Origin of the sequence: Burkholderia sp. WSM2232 (genome assembly GCF_000472545.1) — a bacterium.
Lineage (GTDB): Bacteria > Pseudomonadota > Gammaproteobacteria > Burkholderiales > Burkholderiaceae > Paraburkholderia.
The window spans coordinates 143,929-165,289 of record NZ_AWZV01000017.1 but is presented as its reverse complement, the minus strand read 5'-3'; the positions used below and the strand labels follow the sequence as shown (position 1 = coordinate 165,289).

Genomic DNA, 21,361 nt, shown 5'->3' with positions numbered 1-21,361 from the left:
CCCGCCACTCGGGAAGGCGCCACCCGACACCCACCGCCCCTGGCCATTCGGCCGTCTGGACAGCGCCCGCGCCACACGGCAATGTTGCAATCCATCCACAGCGAGCGCGCCAGTGGCTCGCGAAGAGCGCGCGCGGCGTTCGCGCACGCCGCCAAGCACTTATACTTTCGCCGGATTCAGGAAAAGGCAGATGGCAATGATCAAACTCATCGGTTCGCTCGCCAGCCCGTTCGTGCGCAAGGCGCGCATCGTGCTGGCCGACAAGAAGATCGACTACGAGCTGGTGCCCGAGAACGTCTGGGCGCCGGAAACCCGCATCCATACCTTCAATCCGCTCGGCAAGGTGCCGTGCCTCGTGATGGAAGACGGCGAAGCGGTGTTCGACTCGCGCGTGATCTGCGAATACGTGGACACGCTCTCGCCGGTCGGCAAGCTGATCCCGCAGTCGGGGCGCGAGCGCATCGAGGTACGGTGCTGGGAAGCGCTTGCCGACGGCCTGCTCGACGCCGCCGTGCTGATTCGCCTGGAAAGCACCCAGCGCGCGCCGGAACAGCGCGTCGACGCGTGGGTGGCGCGCCAGCAGCGCAAGATAGACGAAGCGCTGCTCGCCATGTCGCAAGGCCTCGCCGCCAAACCCTGGTGCGCTGGCAATCACTACACGCTCGCTGACATTGCGGTGGGTTGCGCGCTGGGATATCTGGACTTCCGCATGCCGGAGTTGAACTGGCGCGAGGCGCATCCGAATCTCGACAAGCATTTTCAGAAGCTTTCGCTGCGCCAGTCGTTTATCGACACCGTGCCGGCCGGCTGAGCGGCTCAAGTCGGGTTGCTGAAGGTTACGGCAAGTTTGCAAAATAGCGTTAATCGCAATTACGAAATCATGAATTAAAGCTTTCAGTTGTGGTAAAAAAGCGCCTCCACAGGCGCTTTTTTTTCGCCCGCGATGTGGGGCAATGGTTAAGCAGTCAAACTGTCCGGCATGATTAAACGTCGAATGCGGCCATTGCGAATGGGCGGCGAGTTGATCGCGCCGTCGAACGAATAACACCACAAAGAGACTTTCACGATGAAACCGTATCGCTTTGTTATTGCTGCTTCCGCCTGCTCGCTGTTCGCCGCGTGCTCCAATGTCAGCAGCCTGGACCCGTCCGCGCTGGTTCAGTCGGGCCAGTTGGCCACGCAGGCCGCTACGCTTTCGGACACGGACGTCCGCGCGCTCAGCGACAAGTCCTGCGCGCAGCTCGACAAGGAAAACACCCTGGCGCCCGCCAACAGCAAGTATCAGAAACGCCTGAACAAGATTGCCGCGCAACTGGGCGACAACATCAACGGCACGCCGGTGAATTACAAGGTCTACATGACCAAGGAAGTCAATGCCTGGGCCATGGCCAACGGCTGCGTGCGTGTCTACAGCGGCCTGATGGACATGATGAACGACAACGAAGTGCGCGGCGTGGTCGGCCATGAAATGGGCCACGTGGCGCTCGGCCACACCAAGAAGGCGATGCAGGTGGCGTACGCAACCTCGGCGGTGCGCTCGGTGGCCTCTTCCGCAGGCGGTATTGCCGGCGCGCTGTCCGGTTCGCAATTGGGCGAATTTTCAGAGAAGCTGATTAACGCGCAGTTCTCGCAATCGCAGGAAAGCGCGGCCGACGATTATTCGTTCGATTTGCAGAAAAAGAAAAACCTGGACCCCTCGGGCCTCGTCACGGCATTCAACAAACTCGCGCAAATGGATGGTGGCCAATCCAGTATGTTGAGTTCGCATCCGGCATCGCCGGCGCGTGCGCAGCATATTCAGCAACGCATTGCTTCGAATCAGTAAGAGCTATCTGACTTTTGAACGCGCGCTGTCGGTTATTGCCGCAGCGCGCGTTTTTCATTGCCGTCCTGGTGCTGCTTATTCAGCGCCGTTTGCAGCTTTGCCGTTTTTCCGACGCGTAATGCCGGGCCCGAATGCAAAGCCGAATGCCAGCAGCAACAGGGAAATGGCGAGCACGGTGTTATTGCCGCTCGTCACATAGGGCGTGCGGCCAGCCGTGCCTTGCACGGTCACGTCGAGCGAGCCGATGGTGTAGGGCGTGAGCTTGCCGAGCACCTTGCCGTTGGCGTCGATTGCCGCTGTCATGCCGGTGTTGGTCGCGCGCAGCATGGGGCGGCCGGTTTCGAGCGAGCGCATGCGCGCGATCTGCAGATGCTGGTCGAGCGCAATGGTGTCGCCGAACCATGCGAGATTCGTCGAATTGATCAGCACGCCAGCCGGCGTATCGCTTTCCCGCAGAGTTCGCGCAATCTCCTCGCCGAAAATATCTTCGTAGCAGATGTCTACCGCAACCGGCTGGTTATGCACGACGAACGGCTTTTGCACTGGGCCGCCGCGCGCGAAATCACCGAGCGGAATGTTCATCAGGTTGACGAACCAGCGAAAGCCCCACGGCACGAATTCGCCGAACGGCACGAGGTGATGCTTGTCGTAGCGGTACACATCGCGCGTGCCCGGCGTGACGCCGAACAGGCTATTGGTGTAGTCCACCACGCGGCCTTCGGACGTCACCGAGCCGCCAATCGCGCCGAACAGTATCGCGCTGCCCGTCGAGTCGGCGAAGTTACGCACCGCAGTCGCGAACGGCAGCGGCAACCGTTGCGCGAGCACCGGAATGGCGGTTTCGGGCGTGACGATCAGATCGGCCGGTTTCGACGTGATCATCTGCTGATACTGGTCGATGGCGGCCTGCACGCCCGCTTCCTCGAATTTCATCTCCTGCTTGACGTCGCCTTGCAAGAGACGCACGGCGAGCGGCGCATTCGCCGGCACCGTCCACGTAGCGAACGGCAGCAGCAGGCCGGCGGCGATCAATGCGAGCGCGATGCCGCCTGGCAGCGCAGCCTGCGCCGCACGGTTGCGCCTGGCGGTGTTGTCCGGCGACGTATCCACGGATGCGCGGGAAGCGCGCAGCGTCCCAACCAGCGGGACCAGCGCCTGCACGATCAGCGCGGCCGCGAGCGCCAGCACCCAGCCGACGCCATAGACGCCGGCAACTGGCGCGAACCCGGCGAAAGGGCCGTCCACTTGCGCGTAACCTGTCGCGAGCCACGGAAAGCCGGTGAACACCGTGCCGCGCAGCCATTCGCCGATAGCCCACGCGCTCGCGAACGCGAGCGCCCCATGCCAGGTCGGCGAAAACGGCGCGTTGTCGGTGGCCTTGCCGTTGCGCGCATGACCCGCGCAAAAAGACCAGACGCCGGCCGCCAATGCCGGATACAGCGCGAGATACAACGAAAACAGCACGAGCGCGGTGCCGGCGAGCGGCGCGGGCATGCCGCCGTAATAGTGCATGCTCACATAGAGCCACCACACACCGGTCACGAAGTTGCCAAAGCCGAACGCACCGCCCGTGAGCGCAGCGCTTTTCCAGCCGGTGGTGCGCGTGAGCCACGCGAACAGGAACACGAAGACGGCCAGTTCGAGCCAGCCGCCGTGCGGCGTGGGCGCGAACGACAAGGTGTTGAGCGCGCCTGCCGCCAGTGCGACGAGGTAATGCCAGCGAGGCAGAGTACGCGCGCGCGCGGCTTGCGCGGCGGACGCGCTCACGCCGCGGCGCGAAGAGGAAGTAATCGGGTCGGCCATTGTTGCGCGGTCGGCGTGAGAAGTGGCGGGTGGAAAAAACTCGGGCAAGAGCCCTGCGGCGGTGGGCCGCTCAGCTCTGCACGTGCTGCGCCTCGCGCTCGCGCTGGCCGGCAAGCGGATCGCGCCGCACGAGCAGCACGTGAATCTGGCGCGCGTCGCCGCGCAGAATTTCGAAGATCAGATCGTCGATTCGAACCTTCTCGCCCCGGTGCGGCACGCGCCCGAAATGATGCGTGACGAGTCCGCCGATGGTATCCACTTCTTCGTCTGAGTAATCTGTGCCGAAGGCCTCGTTGAACTGCTCGATCTCGGTCAGCGCGCGCACGCGGAAGCGTCCGTCCGGCGAGGCGATGATGTTGCCGCTTTCCTCGTCGAAATCGTATTCGTCTTCAATGTCGCCGACGATCTGCTCCAGCACGTCCTCGATTGTAATCAAGCCGGCCACGCCGCCGTATTCGTCGACCACCACGGCGAGGTGATTGCGGTTCACGCGGAAGTCGTGCAGCAGCACGTTCAGGCGCTTGGACTCGGGGATGAACACGGCCGGCCGCAGCATGCCGCGCACGTCGAATTCTTCCTCGGCGTAGTAGCGCAGCAGATCTTTCGCAAGCAGCACGCCGATCACGTTGTCGCGGTTGCCTTCGTAGACCGGATAGCGCGAATGCGCCTTTTCCAGCACGTAAGGGATGAATTCGGCGGGGCTGTCCGCGATGTTGATCGCGTCCATCTGCGCGCGCGGCACCATGATGTCGCGGGCGCTCAGTTCGGAGACCTGGAACACGCCTTCGATCATTGACAGCGAGTCGGCGTCGATCAGGTTGCGCTCGTGTGCGTCCTGCAGGATTTCCAGTAGTTCGGCGCGCGAGTCGGGCTCGGGCGAGATGAAATCTGTCAGACGCTCGAGCAGCGAGCGTTTTTCGTGAGGTTTGTCGGTGTGGCGTCGACTGGGATACGTGTCGTTCATGGTAGTGCGCCCGGCAAGACTGGGCGCGCTGTTGCGGAGCATTAAGGATACACCAGGCACATGGCGGGACCGTGTCCCACCCGGCCGGGCGATGAATGAAAAGGCTGACGCCGGAACGCCGCAAGACGCGGGCCTTGCGTCAATCGTAACTGATTACGCAGTGAAAAGCGTTGCCAGGAAAAAATGGCGAGGTAAAAGAGGCGCTTTCCGACCCGCGTTCCAGGTGCGGCCTGCGGGCCTTGCTGCGGCCCTTTTGCCGCCTGTAGGGCGCGTCTATTTACCGGCTTGCGGCCGCGTGACAGGCAGCGCCGCGCCGGCTGTGTCCGCGTCGCGGCCGGCGCCGCAGCGCTCCAGCAGCGCCTCCAGCGCGCGGTCAGGCATGCCGCTTTCGCGCAGCGCGTGCACCGTGCGGCTCACGTAATCGAGCGTGGTGCCATAGCGGCCGCAAGCGCAGCCGAACACGGTTCTGATGATGTCGTCGCCGAGCTTGCCGGTGTAGCTCGGCACGTCGCGGCGCATGACGAACGCGAGCGCGTCGACGCGCCGGCCGTCGGCGAGCACGCAAGGCAGCCACGCGGGCCGGTATGACCCCATCGCCATTTCGCGACGCCACAGCGCCTCGAGGTGCGGCATCGCGCCCTGCGCCGCGAGGCGAAACGCGATGCCGGTGCACGAGCCGCCGCGATCCAGCGCCAGCACGAGCCCCGGCACCTCGGGCGTGCCGCGATTCACGCGCGACCAGAGATACAGGCCGCGGTGGTATCCGTGCACTTTCGAGCGCGTCGCTTCGACCGTAGGCAGGCCCGGATTCCAGATCAGCGAGCCATAGCCGAACAGCCACAAGTCGCTGCGCCGGTCCCAGTCGCGCAGCGTGCATTCGAGCGACGCGCGCAGTTCCTCGTCCGTCAGGAGCCGCGACTCGCCGAGTGCGGGCGGATAGTCCGGGCACGGAATTCGGGCATCGTCGTCGGAGGCAAAGGTGCTCACGGTTCAGTCCGGGCGGCGGTTAGCGATAAGGGTCGGCAAAGCCCAGTTTGCCGAGAATCTCGGTTTCGAGCGCTTCCATTTCCTCGGCTTCTTCGTCGGCTTCGTGGTCGTAGCCTTGTGCATGCAGCGTGCCGTGCACCAGCAGATGCGCGTAATGGGCGATGAGCGGCTTACCCTGCTCGGTGGCTTCCTTCTCTACCACCGGGCAGCACAGAATCAGGTCGCCCGTCACCGGATCGTCTTCGGATTCCGCGTACGCGAAAGTCAGCACGTTGGTCGAATAGTCCTTGCCGCGATAGGTGCGGTTCAAGGTACGGCCTTCTTCCGCGTCGACGAAACGCACGGTCAGCTCGCCGTCGGCGAAAAGCGCGGCTTTGATCCAGCCGGCCACGGTCGCGCGCGGCAGCAGCGCCTTGTGTTCAGGCCACGCCTTGGCGGCGGGGAATTGCAGATTCAGCGTCAGTTTCGGAGCGCGGCTCATCTTGTTCGATGTTTCAGGCGAAGTGTGGTCCGGCGGCAGGTGCCCACGGTCGAGGCGGACTCACCGGGAATCCGCCGGGCTCGCGGTTTTCTGCGAATGCGCGTCGTATGCCTCCACAATTCGCGCGACAAGCGGATGCCGTACCACGTCCGCGCTCGTAAAGCGCGTAAGCGCAATGCCGCGCACGTCCGAGAGCACCTGCTGCGCTTCGATGAGCCCGCTCTTGTGGCCGCGCGGCAGATCGACCTGAGTCGTGTCGCCGGTCACCACCGCTTTCGAGCCGAAGCCGATGCGCGTCAGGAACATTTTCATCTGTTCGGGTGTGGTGTTTTGCGCCTCGTCCAGAATGATGAACGCGTGGTTCAGCGTGCGGCCGCGCATGTACGCGAGCGGCGCGATTTCGATCATCTGCCGCTCGAACATCTTCGCGGTCTTGTCGAAGCCGAGCAGATCGTACAGCGCGTCATATAGCGGACGCAGGTACGGATCGACCTTCTGCGCGAGATCGCCCGGCAAGAAGCCGAGCCGCTCGCCGGCTTCCACGGCCGGGCGCGTCAGCACGATGCGCTTGACCTGATCGCGCTCGAGCGCGTCCACCGCGCAGGCAACCGCGAGATAGGTCTTGCCAGTGCCGGCGGGGCCCACGCCGAAGGTGACGTCGTGCGAGACGATCTGCTTCAGATACTCGCGCTGCGCCGGGGTGCGGCCGCGCAGATCGGCGCGCCGCGTGTACAGCTTGGGGCCGAGTTCCTCGAGGTCGTCGTCGCCGCTGTCGGCGGGTTGGTCGAACGGATGGTCGGGATTGCCGGGAAAGCCCGGCTCGCCCGCTTCGTCACCGTTGCCGTTGCCGTTCGTGCGATGCCGCGCCGGGTGCCGCACTTCGACGAGCGCAAGCTGGATGTCGTCGACCGACAGCGGATCGCGCGCGTTGTTGTAGAAGTTTTCGAGCGCGGTGAGCGCGAGTTTCGCGCCGCGCCCGCGGATGGTGATGCGGTGTCCGCGGCGTTGCAGCGTCACGTCGAGCGCCTGCTCGATTTGCCGCAGGTTTTCGTCGAGCGGTCCGCAGAGGTTGGCAAGCCGCGCGTTGTCGTCGCGCGGAGCGGTGAATTCCAGATGCGGCTGAGTGGTTTTCAAGGCGATGAGTCGATCCTGTCGGTTTCAGTACGCGGGCGGCGGCGCGGGCGTTTTAGGCGTTGCGCGGCGCCGCGCGCCTGCGTCGATGTGTGTTGTCAGTCAGTGGGTGGTGGCGCTCGCGCCGTTCTCTGCATGGTCGTGCACCAGCACCAGCTCGCCACGCAGCGAATGTGGGTACGCCTTGACGATTTTCACGTCGACCATCTGACCGATCAGCCGTGCATGCGAGGCCACCGGCGCCGGGAAGTTGACCACGCGGTTGTTCTCCGTGCGGCCCGCGAGTTCGTTCGGATCCTTGCGCGCCGGGCGTTCGACCAGAATGCGCTCGACCTTGCCGACCATCGAATCGCTGATGCGCTGCACGTTTTCTTCGATGGTGGCCTGCAGATGCTGAAGGCGCTTCAACTTCACTTCGCGCGGCGTGTCGTCGGGCAGGTTGGCAGCCGGCGTGCCCGGACGCGGACTGTAGATGAACGAGAAGCTGGTGTCGTACTTCATCTCATGTACGAGCGCCATCATCTTGTCGAAATCTTCTTCCGTCTCGCCGGGGAATCCGACGATCATGTCCGTGGAAAGGGACAGGTCCGGGCGAATTGCCCGCAGCTTGCGGATCACCGACTTGTATTCGAGCACCGTGTAGCCGCGCTTCATTGCCATCAGGATGCGGTCGGAGCCGTGCTGCACCGGCAGATGCAGGTGACTTACCAGCTTCGGCACCTTCGCGTAAGTGTCGATCAGGCGCTGCGTGAATTCTTTCGGGTGCGACGTGGTGTAGCGAATGCGCTCGATGCCGGGAATCTCGGCCACGTACTCGATCAGCGTCGCGAAGTCGGCGATTTCCGACGAGCCGAGCGTCAGCGCGCCACGAAACGCGTTGACGTTCTGACCCAGCAGCGTCACTTCCCGCACACCCTGATCGGCGAGACCGGCGATTTCCGTCAGTACGTCGTCGAGCGGACGTGAGACTTCTTCGCCGCGCGTGTACGGCACGACGCAATAGCTGCAGTACTTGCTGCAACCTTCCATGATTGACACGAACGCGCTCGGGCCTTCCACGCGCGCAGGCGGCAGATGGTCGAACTTTTCGATTTCCGGAAACGTGATGTCGACCTGCGCGCGGCCGCTTTCCCGGCGCTTGTCGATCATTTGAGGCAGACGGTGCAGCGTTTGCGGCCCGAATACGAGGTCGACGTACGGCGCGCGCGCCACGATCGACGCGCCTTCCTGGCTCGCCACGCAACCGCCCACGCCGATGATGAGATTGGGGTTCGCTTCCTTCAGCTCGCGCACGCGGCCGAGGTCGGAGAACACTTTTTCCTGCGCTTTCTCGCGCACCGAGCAGGTGTTGAACAGGATCACGTCCGCGTCTTCGGGCGTGTCGGTCTTGACGAGGCCTTCCGCCGCGCCGAGTACGTCGACCATCTTGTCGGAGTCGTACTCGTTCATCTGGCAGCCAAAGGTCTTTACATAAACTTTCTTGGTCATCGAATTTCGCCGGTCGCAGTGGTTAACCTGGGGGCGCAGTATAAAAAGGTCAAGGAGAGGCGAAAGCGTGCGGGATGTCCGCGGGACGGCGCTTCGGGGCGCTGGTGCGCCGCTGGTTTTTGCGCCGCTTGGGTCCGCTTCGGGTCCATTTGGGCCCCGCTTCGAGCCCGCTTCGGATCACTTCGCGCGGCCTGTGGCGCATCCAGCCGCGCTTTCAGCCGGTCGCGCGGCCCGCCCGGCCGTGAACGGATGCTGCTCGCGTACGCTTGCCGTGTAGCGCAATATTATAGCCCTTCACCGCCGAGGGCTTCGTCGGCCGCTTGCGCGCCAGGCGGCTCGGGCGGCAAGCCAAGCAGGCTTTCCAGTTCGTCCGACACGTGGGCGAAGCGCTCGCTCAGAAAATCCAGCAGCACGCGCACCCGTGGCGCCATGAAGCGGTTGCGGTGGTAGAGCGCGTGCAGCGGCGCGTCCGGATAGCGCCAGTCGCGCAGCAGAATCTTCAGGCCGTCGGAGCGCAAATCCGCCTCAACGTCCCACATCGACTTGACCGCGATGCCGTAGCCGCGCAGCGCCCATTCGCGGGCGACGGCGCCGTCGTTGGTCTGCCGCGCGGTTTCGAGCGGCACCGTGTAGTGCTGCACTTCGTCGCCGCGGGTGAAACGCCATTCGTTGACCGGGCCCGAGCCGGTGCTGAGGACGATGCAGTCGAAGTTGGCGAGGTCGTTCGGGTCTTTCGGCTCGCCCTTGCGCGCGATGTATTCCGGCGACGCGCACAGCACGCGCCGGTTGCGCGCGAGCCTGCGGGCGACGAGCGAGCTGTCCTGCGGCACGCCGAAGCGGATTGCAAGGTCGATGTCCTCCTGCACGAGATTCGCCAGCGAGTCCGACAGCGTCAACGCGAAGGTCACTTCAGGGTAGAGCGCATTGAATTCGTCGAGCCAGTGCATCAGCAGATTGCGCCCGAAGTCGGAGGTCGCCGACACTCGCACCTTGCCGCGCACCACGCCTTGCCCGGCCTGCAGCGCGGCTTTGGCGTCGTCGAGCGATTGCAGCGCCTGGCGGCAGCAGTTCAGATAGAGCCGCCCTTCGTCGGTGAGCCGCAACTGGCGGGTGGTGCGCTCGAAAAGCCGCGCCTTCAGACCGGCTTCGAGCTTGGCGAGGCGCGCACTAGCGGCGGCGGGCGTGAGCCCCATCTTGCGGCCCGCCGCGGACAGGCTGCCTTGCTGCGCGGCCTCCACGAAAAGGCGAATGTCGCCGAGGTTGTCCATAGAGAATTTCAAAAGACATTTGAAAATGCTTCAAATGCTACGCCCATTATCAAATTCGCGTCGCGCGCCCACAATTCGGCTCTTCCAAACGATGCGGCGCCCGCAGCCGCCGGAAATCATGCAGCTCGATCACGCGACCGTCGTCACAGCGGATCTCGAGACGGCCCGCCGCTTTTTCGTCGATGTCGCCGGTTTGACCGAGGGCGCGCGTCCGCCGTTTTCCGTCGACGGTTACTGGCTCTACGCCGACGGGCGGCCGGTGGTGCATCTGGTCGAGGCCACGGCGCCGTCCGCATGCGGGTCGCTTCGCACGGCGCCGCGCATCGACCATATCGCGTTCCGTCTGGAAAGCGCCGCCGAATGGCGGGCGCTGCTCGGGCGCCTGAGTGCCGGCAGCGTCGGCTACCAGACGGCGCGAGTGCCGCCGATGGGTCCGCAAGAGGCCGCCATGCAGATTTTCGTCGCGCTGGCGCCGGGCGTCGTCGTCGAGTTCGTGACGGCGCTGCATCACGCTCAACCGTAAAACCTGGAGAACCACCATGCCGATTCCATTACTCGCGCTCGCGATCAGCGCCTTCGCTATCGGGACCACCGAGTTCGTGATCATGGGCTTGCTGCCGGAGGTCGCGCGCGACCTTGCGGTGTCCATTCCGTCGGCGGGATTGCTGGTGAGCGGCTATGCGCTCGGCGTCGCGGTGGGCGCGCCGCTGCTGGCGGTCGTCACGAGCAGGATGCCGCGCAAGCTCGCGCTGCAGTTGCTGATGGGGGTGTTCATCGTCGGCAATACGCTGTGCGCGATCGCGTCGAACTATTCGGTGCTGATGATCGCGCGCGTCGTGACCTCGTTCGCGCACGGCTCGTTTTTCGGCATCGGCGCTGTAGTGGCCGCGTCGCTCGTGCCCGCCGAAAAACGCGCGAGCGCGATCGCGCTGATGTTCACCGGGCTCACGCTCGCGAACGTGCTCGGTGTGCCGTTCGGTACGTTTGTCGGTCAGGAGTTCGGCTGGCGGACCGCGTTCTGGATTGTCAGCGCCTTCGGCGTGCTCTCGCTTGCCGGTGTGACGGCGCTGGTGCCCAACCGCCACGACGCCGGACCCGCCGGCCTCGGTCACGAAGTGCGGGTGCTGAAAGACCCGCAAGTATGGACCGCCCTCGCGATGACGGTGCTCGGTTTCGGCGGCGTGTTCGTCGTCTTCACGTATATCGCGCCGATTCTCGAGCAGGTGAGCGGCTTCTCGCCGCGCGGCGTCACGCTCATTCTCGTGTTGTTCGGCGTGGGCTTGACGATCGGCAACACGGTTGGCGGCAAGCTCGCGGACCGCGCGTTGATGCCTTCGCTGATGGGCATCCTCGTGGCGCTCGCCGTGGTGATGGCGCTATTCGCTCGCACCAGCCATTCGCAGGTTGCCGCGGCCATTACTGTTTTCGTATGGGGCATTGCCGCGTTCGCCACCGTCCCGCCGTTGCAGATGCGCGTGGTCGAGAAGGCGGCAAAGGCGCCGAATCTTGCGTCGACGTTGAACATCGGCGCTTTCAACGTCGGCAATGCGGGCGGCGCGTGGCTCGGCGGCCTGGTCATCGATCACGGCCATTCGCTCGATACCTTGCCGTGGGTCGCCGCGGCGGTAAGCGTCGCCGCCTTGCTGCTGACGTGGTTCGCCTCGCGCATGGACACGCCCATCGGACAGGCAAGCGGCAAGCGTGGCGTCGAGATGCGCGAGCGCGCCTAGCGGCATGCGGAGCTTCGCAAGAACGCTCCGCAATGCTGATAACAGTGTGAAGATAACTTCGTTGGGCGCAGCCGGGCGCGATGCTATCTTGCTTCCAGTCACTGCTTGCGCGCCGCCTGCCGGCGCTTCTGGAGGCAATCATGCATTCCCCGCTTGCTCTGGTTCGCGACCCTACGGCTGATGCGGACGCGCTGCCGCGTGCCGCCGAACCCTTCGATGCACTCGAACATCTGGTTGGCGTGAACCTCGCGCGTCTGCGCGCGGAGCGCCAGTTATCGCTCGACGCTCTCGCGCGAGCCTCCGGCGTATCGCGCGCGATGCTCGCGCAGATCGAGTCGGCGCGCAGCGTGCCGTCCATCAAGGTGCTCTGCAAGGTCGCGGCCGCGTTGAGGGTGTCGGTTGCCGCCTTCCTGCGCCGCCACGCGACCAACGGCTTCGAGCACCTGCCGGCGGAGCGCTCGTCGCGCGTCGTCAGCGCGAACGGGCGCTTTTCGGCCCGGCCGCTCTATCCGGACAACGAACCCACTGCCGCCGAATTCCACGAACTGCGCATTGCGCCGTTGCATACGGAAGCCGGCGTGCGCCGCGCGCCGGGCACGACGATCAACCTTGTCGTCAGCGAGGGGACGCTGGAAGTCAGCGTGCACGACCAGCGCCAGTTGCTGGCAACGGGCGATGCGATCGTTTTCGACGCCGATCAGCCGCATAGCCTGCGCAATCCCGGGGACACCGAAGCTCGCGCGTTTCGCGTGACGCTCAAGGCTGAGACGCCGCCGCGCTGGGACGTGCCTGCGCCAAATGACCCGGCGCGCGCAGCGGCACCTGTCTGAGCGGATCTGCCGCGACAGTTTCGCCGCGACGGGGAGCGCGGGAGCGTCAAACCCGTCCGGCCAGTAGGGGTTGCACTGCGGTTCGTGCGCCACTGTTGTATGCTTGGCCCGCCGGTTCGTCCGGCAATCAGTGCGTCTTCAGGGCGGGGCGAAATTCCCCACCGGCGGTATGCCGGCAGCGCGAAAGCGCAGGCCGGCGAGCCCGCGAGCGCCCGCAGTGGTGCGGTTTTCTGCGAATCGAAAGCCGCCGCGGGGTCAGCAGATCTGGTGCGAAGCCAGAGCCGACGGTCACAGTCCGGATGGAAGAAGATGTGCAGATAGTCATATTCGTTTCCGTTGCATCGCCTGCCGGTTCGGGGCGGTGCGCGAACGCGGCTTCCGTCGCGAGGCGGCGCTTCACGGCGCGTCTTTGTCTATTTGCAATGCCCTGAAACGTTTCTCGCCCAACTTTTGCGATGAGCGTTTCAACCATGTCTTTTGCTACTTTTCCTGCTCCTACGACGATTGCGGACGACGCCTTCGCCGATCTTCCGCTGCTCGCCACCGAACCCGTGCCGCCGCGTATCGCCGCTGCCTTGCAGGCCATGCGCGAGGGTCGCGCCGTCGTTCTGCAGGACGATGACGACCGTGAAAACGAAGCCGATCTGATCGTATCGGCCGAGCGGCTTTCCGTCGAAACCATGGCGCTGCTGATTCGCGAATGCAGCGGCATTGTGTGCCTGTGCCTGCCGGACGCGAAAATTCGCGCGCTCGAACTTGCGCCGATGGCGGTCAACAACGAGAGCCGTCACGGCACCGCATTCACGGTGTCGATCGAGGCGCGCGAGGGCGTGACCACTGGTGTGTCCGCACTCGACCGTGTGACGACGATTCGCGCCGCGATTGCCGATACGGCGAAACCGGCGGACATCGTCAGCCCCGGCCACGTGTTCCCGCTGCGCGCGATGCCCGGCGGCGTGCTCGCGCGCCGCGGACATACCGAAGGCACGGTGGATCTGGCGATTCTCGCGGGGCTCAAGCCCGCCGGTGTGCTGTGCGAGTTGATGAACGTGGACGGCACCATGACGCGCGGCGCCGATGTGGAGCGTTTTGCCGCGCAACACAATTTGCCGATGCTGACGATTGCGGAACTGGTGGAGTTTCGTCAGGCGTTGGCGCAGGCGCGCGAATGCGTCGAAGCGGCTTGAGAAGACTGTTCGAGGCGCTGCTCATGCGCGGCGCCTGACAGGCGTTCGCGACGCGGCATGTGATGCTTGAAGTACGAGGCCGGCTGCGTGCAGCCGGCCTTTTTCGCACGCGCGGCGCTTCTCGAACGCTTACGACTGCACGTTGCCGAACTCGCCGCGCACGCCCGCTTCGATCAACGCGGGCAGTTCGTCCATATGCATCATGATGCGCGTGATGCCCATCTTGCGCAGCGCGTCTGCATAGCCGTCGGGAATGTGGCTCGCGCCGACGAACGCAATCGTCTTCATGCCCGCCGCGCGCGCCGCGTTCAGGCCCGCCACGCTGTCTTCCACCACGATGCATCGCGACGGTTCGACGCCCAGCGCTTGCGCGGCGAACAGATACACATCCGGAAACGGCTTGGGCCGCGCGACCTGTTCCGCGCTGAATATGCGCTCGCCGAAAATCTGCTGCAAGCCGGCGCGTCGCACCGACGCCGTCACGCGGGCCATACGGCTGTTCGACACCACCGCGGCAGGCAGCGTTACGCGCTCTAGCGCGTTGCGCACGCCGTTGACGGGGCTCAGCGAGGCTGCCAGCGCGAGTTCGACATTGTGCTCGATCGTGTCGAGGAAATCTGACGGCAGCGCGATGTCGAACGCTTTTTCGATGCCTTCGAGAAAACGCGACGTTTGCTGGCCGAACGCGGTTTTGACGACAGGCTCGAAGTCGAGGCCGGGAAAAGTGGCCGAGAGCGTCTCGAACATGACGCGGTCGGCGATGACTTCACTGTCGACGAGCACGCCGTCGCAGTCGCAGATGAGGTGGTCGATCATGCCTGAAGGAACGGAAAAGCGGAGGGCGCATGCAAGCACGAGTGGCCGTGAATTGCTGCAGATGGGCCACGAAAAGCACCGGTCGCCGGCTCACGCGCGCCGCGTGAAAGCGCCATGATACGTGCTTTGACGCGGCGCGCGCCGCGGCGCCGCTTTCCGTTGATTCCGACGCACGCGGTTTGCGACCGGTTGGGGCGACCCAGCCGCCCGCCCGCATGGCGCTATCAGCGCGCGTGCAGATACAGATAAAGACCGGCCGCCACCGCGCCGCCCAGCAGCGGCCCGCAAACCGGAATCCATGCGTAGCGCCAGTCGCTGTCGCGCTTGCCGGGAATCGGCAGCAGCGCGTGCATCAGACGCGGCGACAGGTCGCGCGCGGGACTCATCGCGTAACCGGTCGGTCCGCCGAGCGAAATGCCGATGCCCAGCACCAGCAGGCCGACCGGCAGCGCGTCCAGCGCGCCCAGGCCCACTTGCGGCGCAGCGAGATACAGCACGCCGAGAATCAGCACGAAGGTGGCGATCATTTCGGTAAGAAGATTGTGCGGCACGCTGCGAATAGCGGGCGCGGTGCAGAACACGCCGAGCTTCACGTCGGCGTCGCCTTCTTTCGCGAAGTGCTGGCGATACGCGACCCACACCAGCAACGCGCCCGCCATTCCGCCAAGCATTTGTGCGGCCACGTAGCCGGGGACCTTGGCCCACGCGAATTTGCCGGCGAGCGCGAGGCTGACCGTCACCACCGGATTGAGGTGCGCGCCGCTGAACGACGCGGTGACGTAGACGGCGATGAACACGGCCATCGCCCAACCCATCACGATCACGATCAGATCCGCGCCCTTGCCCTTGGTGCGTGCGAGCAGCACGTTGGCGACAGCGCCGTCGCCGAGCAGCACGACGAGCGCCGTGCCGATGAATTCCGCAATGTATGGAGACATCGTTTGGTATCCAAAGTATTGTTGTCGGGGGAGCCGCGCGACGCGGCGCCTCCCTGCGGTTTATCTCAGGTTTGTGCGAGCCCTGCGGGACGTTCGTGCATGAACGTCCGGGCGCGGCAGTTCAGGGCGTGTCGGCCCATGCTTTCGCGGCGCGAATGGCGCGCTTCCAGCCGTTCAGACATTCCTTGACGTCCTCTTGCCCGAGCGCGGGCGTGAAGCGCCGGTCGAGCTTCCACTGGCTTTGCAGTTCGTCGACATCTTTCCAGTAGCCCACCGCAAGGCCCGCCAGATACGCCGCGCCGAGCGCGGTGGTTTCCGACACCTTCGGGCGAACCGCGTCCACGCCGAGAATGTCCGCCTGGAACTGCATCAACAGGTTGTTCGCGCAGGCGCCGCCGTCCACGCGCAATTCGCCGATGCGAATGCCGGAGTCGGCCTCCATCGCCTTGAGCACGTCGAGCGACTGGTAGGCGATCGAATCGAGCGCGGCGCGTGCAATATGCGCAGACGTCGTGCCGCGCGTGACGCCGAACAGCGTGCCGCGAGCGCGCGCATTCCAGTGCGGAGCGCCCAGCCCCGCAAATGCGGGCACCAGATAGACGCCGTCGCAATGCGGCACGCCGCGCGCCAGGGTTTCGATTTCAGCTGCGTTCTTGATGATGCCCAGGCCGTCGCGCAGCCATTGCACGACTGCACCACCAATGAAGATGCTGCCTTCCAGCGCGTAATTGATCTGGTCGCCGATCTGCCACGCAATCGTGGTGACGAGGTTGTTCTTCGATTCGATCGGCTTGTCGCCGGTGTTCATCACGAGAAAGCAGCCGGTGCCGTAGGTGTTCTTCACCATGCCCGATTGCGTGCACATCTGGCCGAAGAGCGCGGCATGCTGATCGCCGGCAATGCCCGCGAGCGGAATCTTCGACGCAAACACGGTCGTCTTGGTCGGCCCATACACTTCCGACGACGGCCGGACCTCCGGCAACATGCTGCGCGGAATGTCGAGCGCGTCGAGCAGTTCGTCGTCCCATGTCAGCGTGTGGATGTTGAAGAGCATTGTGCGCGATGCGTTCGTCACGTCGGTGACGTGCAGGCCGCCCTTGGTGAAATTCCACACGAGCCAGCTGTCCACCGTGCCGAACGCGAGGCGGCCCTGGCGGGCTTTTTCGCGCGCGCCCTCCACGTTGTCGAGAATCCAGCGGATCTTGGTGGCCGAGAAATACGAGTCGATCGGTAAGCCGGTTTTCGCGCGCACTTTCTCTTCGAGGCCCTGCGCCTTCAACTGGTCGCAAAAGTCGGCGGTGCGGCGGTCTTGCCAGACGATCGCGTTGTAGATGGGATGACCCGTTTCGCGATCCCACACGATGGTGGTTTCGCGCTGATTCGTGATGCCGATCGCGGCAATCGACGTGCCGTTCATGCCCGCACGCGTCACCGCTTCTGCTGCCACGCCGGCTTGCGTGGACCAGATTTCCTGCGGGTCGTGCTCGACCCAGCCCGGATGCGGATAAATCTGCTCAAACTCCTTTTGTGCCGTCGACACGACGTTGCCGAGGCGGTCGAACAGCATCGCACGTGAACTGGTGGTGCCCTGGTCAAGCGCGAGGATGTACTGGTCCTGCATTGTCTCTTCTCCATGCATGTTATGAATCGCCGTGGCAGCCTGCAGAGCATACCGGCGACGGGAACGGCTCGCCGTTTCGGGCAGGCCGCAGCCGGGTTGGCGAATGCGGCCGGCCGGGCGGGCCGAGGGGTGAAGCGGTCTTGTTGTTATGCGCTCTGTCGCTCGGGTTCGCGCGCGAACCATGCGTCGATGTCGCGCGTGATCGAATCGAGCGTGCCCGGCTCGACGTGCAGGCCGAGTTTGGAACGTCGCCACAGCACGTCTTGCGCGCTGCGCGCCCATTCGGTATCGCGCAGATAGACGAGTTCGGCTTCGTAGAGACCCGGCGCGAAAGCGCGGCCGAGGTCGGCAAGCGACTGCGCGCGGCCGATCACGTTTTTGACGCGCGTGCCGTAAGCGCGCGCGAGGCGGTGCGCGAGATCTGCGGGTAGCCACTCATGTTGCTGCTTCAACTGGGCGAGAAAGCGCTCGAAATTGGCCTGCGCGATGTCGCCGCCGGGCAAAGACGCGCCCGACGTCCAGGACGGCGCGCTCTTGCCGAGCGCGGCGGCGAGCTTGTCGACGGCTTCTTCCGCGAGCTTGCGAAAGGTCGTGATCTTGCCGCCGAACACCGACAGCAGCGGCGCTTCGCCAGCTGGCGCATCCAGTTCGAGCGAGTAGTCGCGCGTGACCGCGGACGGGTTGTCGGCGCCTTCTTCCTCGAGCAGCGGCCGCACGCCCGAGTAAGTCCAGCGCACGTCGGCCGGTGAGATTTTCTGCTTGAAGTAGCGATTGATGGAATCGCACAGATACTGCGTCTCGTCGGCGTTGATCGCGACCTGCGCAGGGTCGCCACGATATTCGATGTCCGTTGTGCCGATCAGCGTGTAGTCATGCTCGTACGGAATCGCAAAGATGATCCGCTTGTCCGGGTTCTGGAAAATGTATGCGTGGTCGTGCTCGAACAGCCGCCGCGTGACGATGTGACTGCCTTTCACGAGCCGCACGCTGTGCGAGGCTGGACGTCCCAGCGCGCCTTGCAGCAGTTCCCCGACCCACGGGCCGGCGGCGTTTGCGATAGAGGCGGCGCGCACGTCGAGAAGCGTGCCGTCTGCCCGCCTGAGTTGCGCGCGCCATTCGCCGCCTGCGCGCACGGCGCTCAGCAGCTTCGTACGCGTGAGGACCGTTGCGCCGTGTTCCGAGGCGTCGAGTGCGTTCAGCACGACGAGGCGCGCGTCGTTGACCCAGCCGTCCGAATACACGAAGCCGCGCTTGATCGATTCGACGAGCGGTGCGCCGGCCGGATGATCGCGCATCGTAATGCCGCGCGAGCCGGGCAGCAGTTCGCGACGCGCGAGATGATCGTAAAGGAACAGCCCCGCGCGAATCAGCCACGCCGGGCGCAGGTCGGGCATGTGCGGCATCACGAAGCGCAGCGGCCACATGATGTGCGGCGCGGCGCGCAGCAGGGTTTCGCGCTCCTGCAACGCCTTGCGCACGAGGCCGAACTCGCGGTACTCGAGATAGCGCAAGCCGCCGTGAATCAGCTTGGTGCTCGCAGAGGAGGTGTGCGCGGCCAGGTCGTGCTGTTCGCACAGCAGCACGGACAGGCCGCGGCCGGCTGCGTCGCGCGCAATGCCCGCGCCGTTGATCCCGCCGCCCACGACGAGCAAATCGTATTTCGTGCCTTGCGTCACCTGCTGCGTCTCCTGCGTCGTTGACGGACTTTTTGCGAAAGCTGTCTGAAAATCTATCGAACCGATAGTGTTCGTTTTCGAACTTTAATGAACATATTCGAAAAAGTAAAGTTCGCGCTGCCCGAGTGGGCCTATATCGGATGGCTAGGGGAGTGGCGCGCCGCGCGGCCACGGACGATACTCTTGCGGTGGCCATTTCAGGGTGAAATTCATGCGTGGACTTTTCATGGCGGGCGCCGCTGCGTTGCTCGCAGGGTGCGTCGCTTCTCCGAGCCTGACAGGGACGATGGGTGCGCCGTCGTTTGTCTCATTGCAGCAGATGTGCAGCGCGCAGACGGTCGACTATGGCAACGACGCGCAGGGCGTCTATGCGACGCTCTTCGATGCTTATGTGGCGAACCGGCGCGGGCGCTTGTCGAAGGACGATTACTGCGCGTTCCAGACGGCGATTGCCGAGCGCTATACCAGCCAGGGCGCGAGTGCGGATCCGCAGGTTCGCAATCAGTGGGTCGCGTTCTTTACCGAGCAGCGCGCGCGAGCGATTAGCTGGCGCGCTGCGGTAGATCCGACGTTGCGTAGCGGTTGAGGGTGTGTGCCGCGCGCATCCACAAATCGCGCGCAAAGAAAGCGGGCGCCGCCAGGGCGCCCGCTCGACACAAGCGTTCGGAGATGGAAGGCTTGCAACTCAGCCATGGGCGCGGCGCGGCACTGCCGTCAGTCGCGCGCCGGCCTTGGCTGGCATGAAGCCCCGACGATGCGCGGGTTGTTCTCAGGAAAGACGTTTGATGGCTCGGAGTGCGCTATCGCCGGATTCCGTTACACGCCATTGTTCGTTGCCCGAGGCGAGCCGCTCCAGTTGCACGAGCTGACGTTCGAGGAGGGCGTCGAGTTCTTCTCGCTCCATGTCGACTTGATTCGGAGCGTCCTTGACGAGCAACAACGTGGCGAATTCGTGCGGACTCAGCATCGTTTCTCTCCATGTCAAGCAAGCGCGGACGGCCTCGACGGCGACTGGCATCGCATGGCAGGGCCATTGCCAGGTGGTCCGCAAAAAGTTCGGGCGGGAGGTACGGCTTACGACAGGTTGACTGCGCTCCGGCGGCACGCGCGTGCGCAACGAACGCCGGGGAACTGGAGTGTAGTCAAGCGAACGTTAAACACCAAACCGGCCCCTGTAAATTTTCCCTTTGACAACACTGGGCCGCAGAGGCGGTTCGGTGTCGCGGCCAGATCCTTGATTTCACTTGAAGTTCGCCGTGCGCTGCAACATGGCGGCCAACGCCTGGTCAGGAGGCGACGTACACCTGGCAGTTGGCGGTATTCAAGGCTTCAGTCATGTCCGCGGGCGGCGCGGCGTCGGTGAACAGCGCGTCGATCTGATCGAGATGGCCCTGGCGAACCAGCGCCGGGCGGCCGAACTTGGAACTGTCAGCCGCGAGAAAGACGGTGCGTGCATGCTGGATAATGGCCTCGGCGACGCGTACTTCGCGCGTGTCGAAGTCGCGCAGCGTGCCGTCGGTCTCGATGCTGGAGGTGCCGATAATCGCAAAGTCCACTTTGAACTGGCGAATGAAGTCGATGGCCAGTTCGCCAACAATGCCTTTGTCCCACGGCCGCACGATCCCGCCCGTGACCAGTACTTCGCAATCGGGATAGCCGCTCATCATGCTCGCGACGTTCAGGTTGTTGGTGATGACGCGCAAGCCGCGGTGCCGGTTCAGCGCCCGCGCGACTTCCTCGGTGGTAGTGCCGAGGTTGATAAAGAGCGAGGCCTGGTCGGGAATGTGAGTAGCCACGAGTGCCGCGATGCGTCGCTTTTCGTCATGGAACATGCGCTGGCGGGCGGTGTACGAGACGTTCTCCGAGCTCGTCGGCAGGCTCGCTCCGCCGTGGTAGCGGCGCAGCAGGTTCATGTCGGCGAGCCAGTTGACGTCGCGGCGAATGGTCTGCGGCGTCACGTCGAAGTGTGCCGCGAGATCGTCCACGGTCACGAAGCCGTCGCGTTGCACCCACTCCAGCAGTTCCTGTTGCCGGGCATTCAGAGTGAGGCGGGGGTCTCGGGTCATGGTCTCGGATCGTGGGGTTTGTTATCTGCACGGCCCGCGGCCGGCGTGGACAGGATGCGTGAGCGAGTGCGTGTATTGTAAGACCATCGGGAAAGCCGCCCGAGGTCTCATGCGACATTGATAAGACTGTGCCTGACGGCTGACGGACGTTCAGGCGCCGATGCATTTGTCCATGCGATCAATCGTTTATTGTTTGCGGATGCCACGCAGTTCCATTCGGGCATGCCGAAGGCGGCATGATGGCGGGTGTTATTCAGTCCAACTACATGGGCTTTGGCGGCGGTAAGGCGGTGCTGGACCTGCCTATTCCGAGTGCAGAAGCGCGGCTGCGGTTTTGGCTGGACCGGCAATCGGCGAATGTCGTGCAAGGGAGGATCTGGGCGATGTGGGGAGTTTGTCCGGCTTGACCCAAGCTCCTTCGCTCGCGAACCAGGCCTTCTCGCATTTCGCGAAGAAAAGCCCATTTGCCGGGCCGGCTTTTCTTGCCCGATGCACTCGTGCTTGCCTCCCTGAAACTTTCATCTATCCTGGAATTGGAACTGCGGCCAAT

The 21,361-nt window shown here is 64.3% G+C and carries 20 protein-coding genes and 1 riboswitch; of the genes, 7 read left to right on the top strand and 13 right to left on the bottom strand.

Annotated elements, in window-relative coordinates:
- The first annotated feature begins 196 nt into the window (after nt 1-196).
- Both F757_RS0117610 and F757_RS0117605 read left to right on the top strand, forming a co-directional pair.
- Nucleotides 197-811, top strand: a complete 615-nt coding sequence (locus tag F757_RS0117610) for a glutathione S-transferase C-terminal domain-containing protein (protein WP_198021410.1) — start codon at nt 197-199, stop codon at nt 809-811.
- A gap of 255 nt (nt 812-1,066) precedes the next feature.
- The gene (locus tag F757_RS0117605) at nt 1,067-1,825 is read left to right on the top strand and encodes a M48 family metallopeptidase (protein WP_027212540.1); all 759 of its coding nucleotides are present in this window, start codon (nt 1,067-1,069) and stop codon (nt 1,823-1,825) included.
- Between the two features lie 75 nt (nt 1,826-1,900).
- Here F757_RS0117605 and lnt read toward each other — a convergent pair whose 3' ends face one another.
- From lnt to F757_RS0117570, 7 genes are all read right to left on the bottom strand, one after another.
- A complete protein-coding gene (lnt, locus tag F757_RS0117600; protein ID WP_027212539.1) occupies nt 1,901-3,628 on the bottom strand; it encodes an apolipoprotein N-acyltransferase in 1,728 nt (575 codons plus the stop codon).
- A gap of 70 nt (nt 3,629-3,698) precedes the next feature.
- On the bottom strand, nt 3,699-4,592 hold the full coding sequence (locus F757_RS0117595) for an HlyC/CorC family transporter (protein WP_027212538.1): 894 nt from the start codon (nt 4,590-4,592) through the stop codon (nt 3,699-3,701).
- Between the two features lie 273 nt (nt 4,593-4,865).
- The gene (locus F757_RS0117590; protein WP_027212537.1) at nt 4,866-5,579 is read right to left on the bottom strand and encodes a gamma-glutamylcyclotransferase; all 714 of its coding nucleotides are present in this window, start codon (nt 5,577-5,579) and stop codon (nt 4,866-4,868) included.
- A gap of 19 nt (nt 5,580-5,598) precedes the next feature.
- The gene (gene ybeY / locus F757_RS0117585; RefSeq protein ID WP_027212536.1) at nt 5,599-6,060 is read right to left on the bottom strand and encodes an rRNA maturation RNase YbeY; all 462 of its coding nucleotides are present in this window, start codon (nt 6,058-6,060) and stop codon (nt 5,599-5,601) included.
- A gap of 60 nt (nt 6,061-6,120) precedes the next feature.
- Complete coding sequence (locus F757_RS0117580; RefSeq protein WP_013340444.1) at nt 6,121-7,194, bottom strand: PhoH family protein; 1,074 nt, start codon at nt 7,192-7,194, stop codon at nt 6,121-6,123.
- A gap of 99 nt (nt 7,195-7,293) precedes the next feature.
- Entirely contained in the window at nt 7,294-8,679 is a 1,386-nt protein-coding gene (gene miaB, locus F757_RS0117575; RefSeq protein ID WP_027212535.1) for a tRNA (N6-isopentenyl adenosine(37)-C2)-methylthiotransferase MiaB, read from the bottom strand.
- Between the two features lie 284 nt (nt 8,680-8,963).
- Nucleotides 8,964-9,947, bottom strand: coding sequence for a LysR family transcriptional regulator (locus tag F757_RS0117570; RefSeq protein WP_027212534.1), 984 nt, complete (start codon nt 9,945-9,947; stop codon nt 8,964-8,966).
- Nucleotides 9,948-10,065: 118 nt separating this feature from the next.
- Between F757_RS0117570 and F757_RS0117565 the strand changes: the two genes are divergently transcribed.
- From F757_RS0117565 to ribB, 4 genes are all read left to right on the top strand, one after another.
- A complete protein-coding gene (locus tag F757_RS0117565; RefSeq protein WP_027212533.1) occupies nt 10,066-10,470 on the top strand; it encodes an extradiol dioxygenase in 405 nt (134 codons plus the stop codon).
- A gap of 16 nt (nt 10,471-10,486) precedes the next feature.
- Complete coding sequence (locus F757_RS0117560; protein WP_027212532.1) at nt 10,487-11,677, top strand: MFS transporter; 1,191 nt, start codon at nt 10,487-10,489, stop codon at nt 11,675-11,677.
- Between the two features lie 140 nt (nt 11,678-11,817).
- Nucleotides 11,818-12,507: a helix-turn-helix domain-containing protein gene (locus F757_RS0117555; RefSeq protein ID WP_027212531.1), complete on the top strand. Its 690-nt coding sequence runs from the start codon at nt 11,818-11,820 to the stop codon at nt 12,505-12,507.
- 130 nt (nt 12,508-12,637) lie between these two features.
- Nucleotides 12,638-12,822, top strand: a riboswitch (FMN riboswitch).
- 155 nt (nt 12,823-12,977) lie between these two features.
- Nucleotides 12,978-13,694: a 3,4-dihydroxy-2-butanone-4-phosphate synthase gene (gene ribB / locus F757_RS0117550; protein WP_027212530.1), complete on the top strand. Its 717-nt coding sequence runs from the start codon at nt 12,978-12,980 to the stop codon at nt 13,692-13,694.
- 129 nt (nt 13,695-13,823) lie between these two features.
- Here ribB and F757_RS0117545 read toward each other — a convergent pair whose 3' ends face one another.
- The 4 genes from F757_RS0117545 to glpD all read right to left on the bottom strand — a co-directional run bounded on the left by F757_RS0117545 (nt 13,824) and on the right by glpD (nt 18,745).
- Nucleotides 13,824-14,510: an HAD family hydrolase gene (locus F757_RS0117545; protein ID WP_027212529.1), complete on the bottom strand. Its 687-nt coding sequence runs from the start codon at nt 14,508-14,510 to the stop codon at nt 13,824-13,826.
- Nucleotides 14,511-14,734: 224 nt separating this feature from the next.
- Entirely contained in the window at nt 14,735-15,448 is a 714-nt protein-coding gene (locus tag F757_RS0117540; RefSeq protein ID WP_027212528.1) for an MIP/aquaporin family protein, read from the bottom strand.
- Between the two features lie 121 nt (nt 15,449-15,569).
- A complete protein-coding gene (glpK, locus tag F757_RS0117535; protein ID WP_027212527.1) occupies nt 15,570-17,069 on the bottom strand; it encodes a glycerol kinase GlpK in 1,500 nt (499 codons plus the stop codon).
- A 146-nt stretch (nt 17,070-17,215) separates the two neighbouring features.
- Nucleotides 17,216-18,745, bottom strand: a complete 1,530-nt coding sequence (glpD, locus tag F757_RS0117530) for a glycerol-3-phosphate dehydrogenase (protein ID WP_027212526.1) — start codon at nt 18,743-18,745, stop codon at nt 17,216-17,218.
- A 211-nt stretch (nt 18,746-18,956) separates the two neighbouring features.
- Here glpD and F757_RS0117525 point away from each other — a divergent pair, with 211 nt between their 5' ends.
- Complete coding sequence (locus F757_RS0117525) at nt 18,957-19,331, top strand: hypothetical protein (protein WP_027212525.1); 375 nt, start codon at nt 18,957-18,959, stop codon at nt 19,329-19,331.
- A 183-nt stretch (nt 19,332-19,514) separates the two neighbouring features.
- Here the strand turns inward: F757_RS0117525 and F757_RS0117520 are convergent, their stop codons facing one another.
- Nucleotides 19,515-19,712, bottom strand: coding sequence for a hypothetical protein (locus F757_RS0117520; RefSeq protein ID WP_006049938.1), 198 nt, complete (start codon nt 19,710-19,712; stop codon nt 19,515-19,517).
- Between the two features lie 319 nt (nt 19,713-20,031).
- Complete coding sequence (locus tag F757_RS0117515) at nt 20,032-20,811, bottom strand: DeoR/GlpR family DNA-binding transcription regulator (protein WP_027212524.1); 780 nt, start codon at nt 20,809-20,811, stop codon at nt 20,032-20,034.
- Between the last annotated feature and the right edge of the window lie 550 nt (nt 20,812-21,361).

Bases quoted from the DNA above. Each gene is read 5' to 3' on its own strand.
- F757_RS0117610 (WP_198021410.1), top strand. From the start codon at position 197: ATGATCAAACTCATCGGTTCGCTCGCCAGCCCGTTCGTGCGCAAGGCG.
- F757_RS0117605 (WP_027212540.1), top strand. From the start codon at position 1,067: ATGAAACCGTATCGCTTTGTTATTGCTGCTTCCGCCTGCTCGCTGTTC.
- lnt (WP_027212539.1), bottom strand. From the start codon at position 3,628: ATGGCCGACCCGATTACTTCCTCTTCGCGCCGCGGCGTGAGCGCGTCC.
- F757_RS0117595 (WP_027212538.1), bottom strand. From the start codon at position 4,592: ATGAACGACACGTATCCCAGTCGACGCCACACCGACAAACCTCACGAA.
- ybeY (WP_027212536.1), bottom strand. From the start codon at position 6,060: ATGAGCCGCGCTCCGAAACTGACGCTGAATCTGCAATTCCCCGCCGCC.
- miaB (WP_027212535.1), bottom strand. From the start codon at position 8,679: ATGACCAAGAAAGTTTATGTAAAGACCTTTGGCTGCCAGATGAACGAG.
- F757_RS0117570 (WP_027212534.1), bottom strand. From the start codon at position 9,947: ATGGACAACCTCGGCGACATTCGCCTTTTCGTGGAGGCCGCGCAGCAA.
- F757_RS0117565 (WP_027212533.1), top strand. From the start codon at position 10,066: ATGCAGCTCGATCACGCGACCGTCGTCACAGCGGATCTCGAGACGGCC.
- F757_RS0117560 (WP_027212532.1), top strand. From the start codon at position 10,487: ATGCCGATTCCATTACTCGCGCTCGCGATCAGCGCCTTCGCTATCGGG.
- F757_RS0117555 (WP_027212531.1), top strand. From the start codon at position 11,818: ATGCATTCCCCGCTTGCTCTGGTTCGCGACCCTACGGCTGATGCGGAC.
- ribB (WP_027212530.1), top strand. From the start codon at position 12,978: ATGTCTTTTGCTACTTTTCCTGCTCCTACGACGATTGCGGACGACGCC.
- F757_RS0117545 (WP_027212529.1), bottom strand. From the start codon at position 14,510: ATGATCGACCACCTCATCTGCGACTGCGACGGCGTGCTCGTCGACAGT.
- F757_RS0117540 (WP_027212528.1), bottom strand. From the start codon at position 15,448: ATGTCTCCATACATTGCGGAATTCATCGGCACGGCGCTCGTCGTGCTG.
- glpK (WP_027212527.1), bottom strand. From the start codon at position 17,069: ATGCAGGACCAGTACATCCTCGCGCTTGACCAGGGCACCACCAGTTCA.
- F757_RS0117525 (WP_027212525.1), top strand. From the start codon at position 18,957: ATGCGTGGACTTTTCATGGCGGGCGCCGCTGCGTTGCTCGCAGGGTGC.
- F757_RS0117520 (WP_006049938.1), bottom strand. From the start codon at position 19,712: ATGCTGAGTCCGCACGAATTCGCCACGTTGTTGCTCGTCAAGGACGCT.
- F757_RS0117515 (WP_027212524.1), bottom strand. From the start codon at position 20,811: ATGACCCGAGACCCCCGCCTCACTCTGAATGCCCGGCAACAGGAACTG.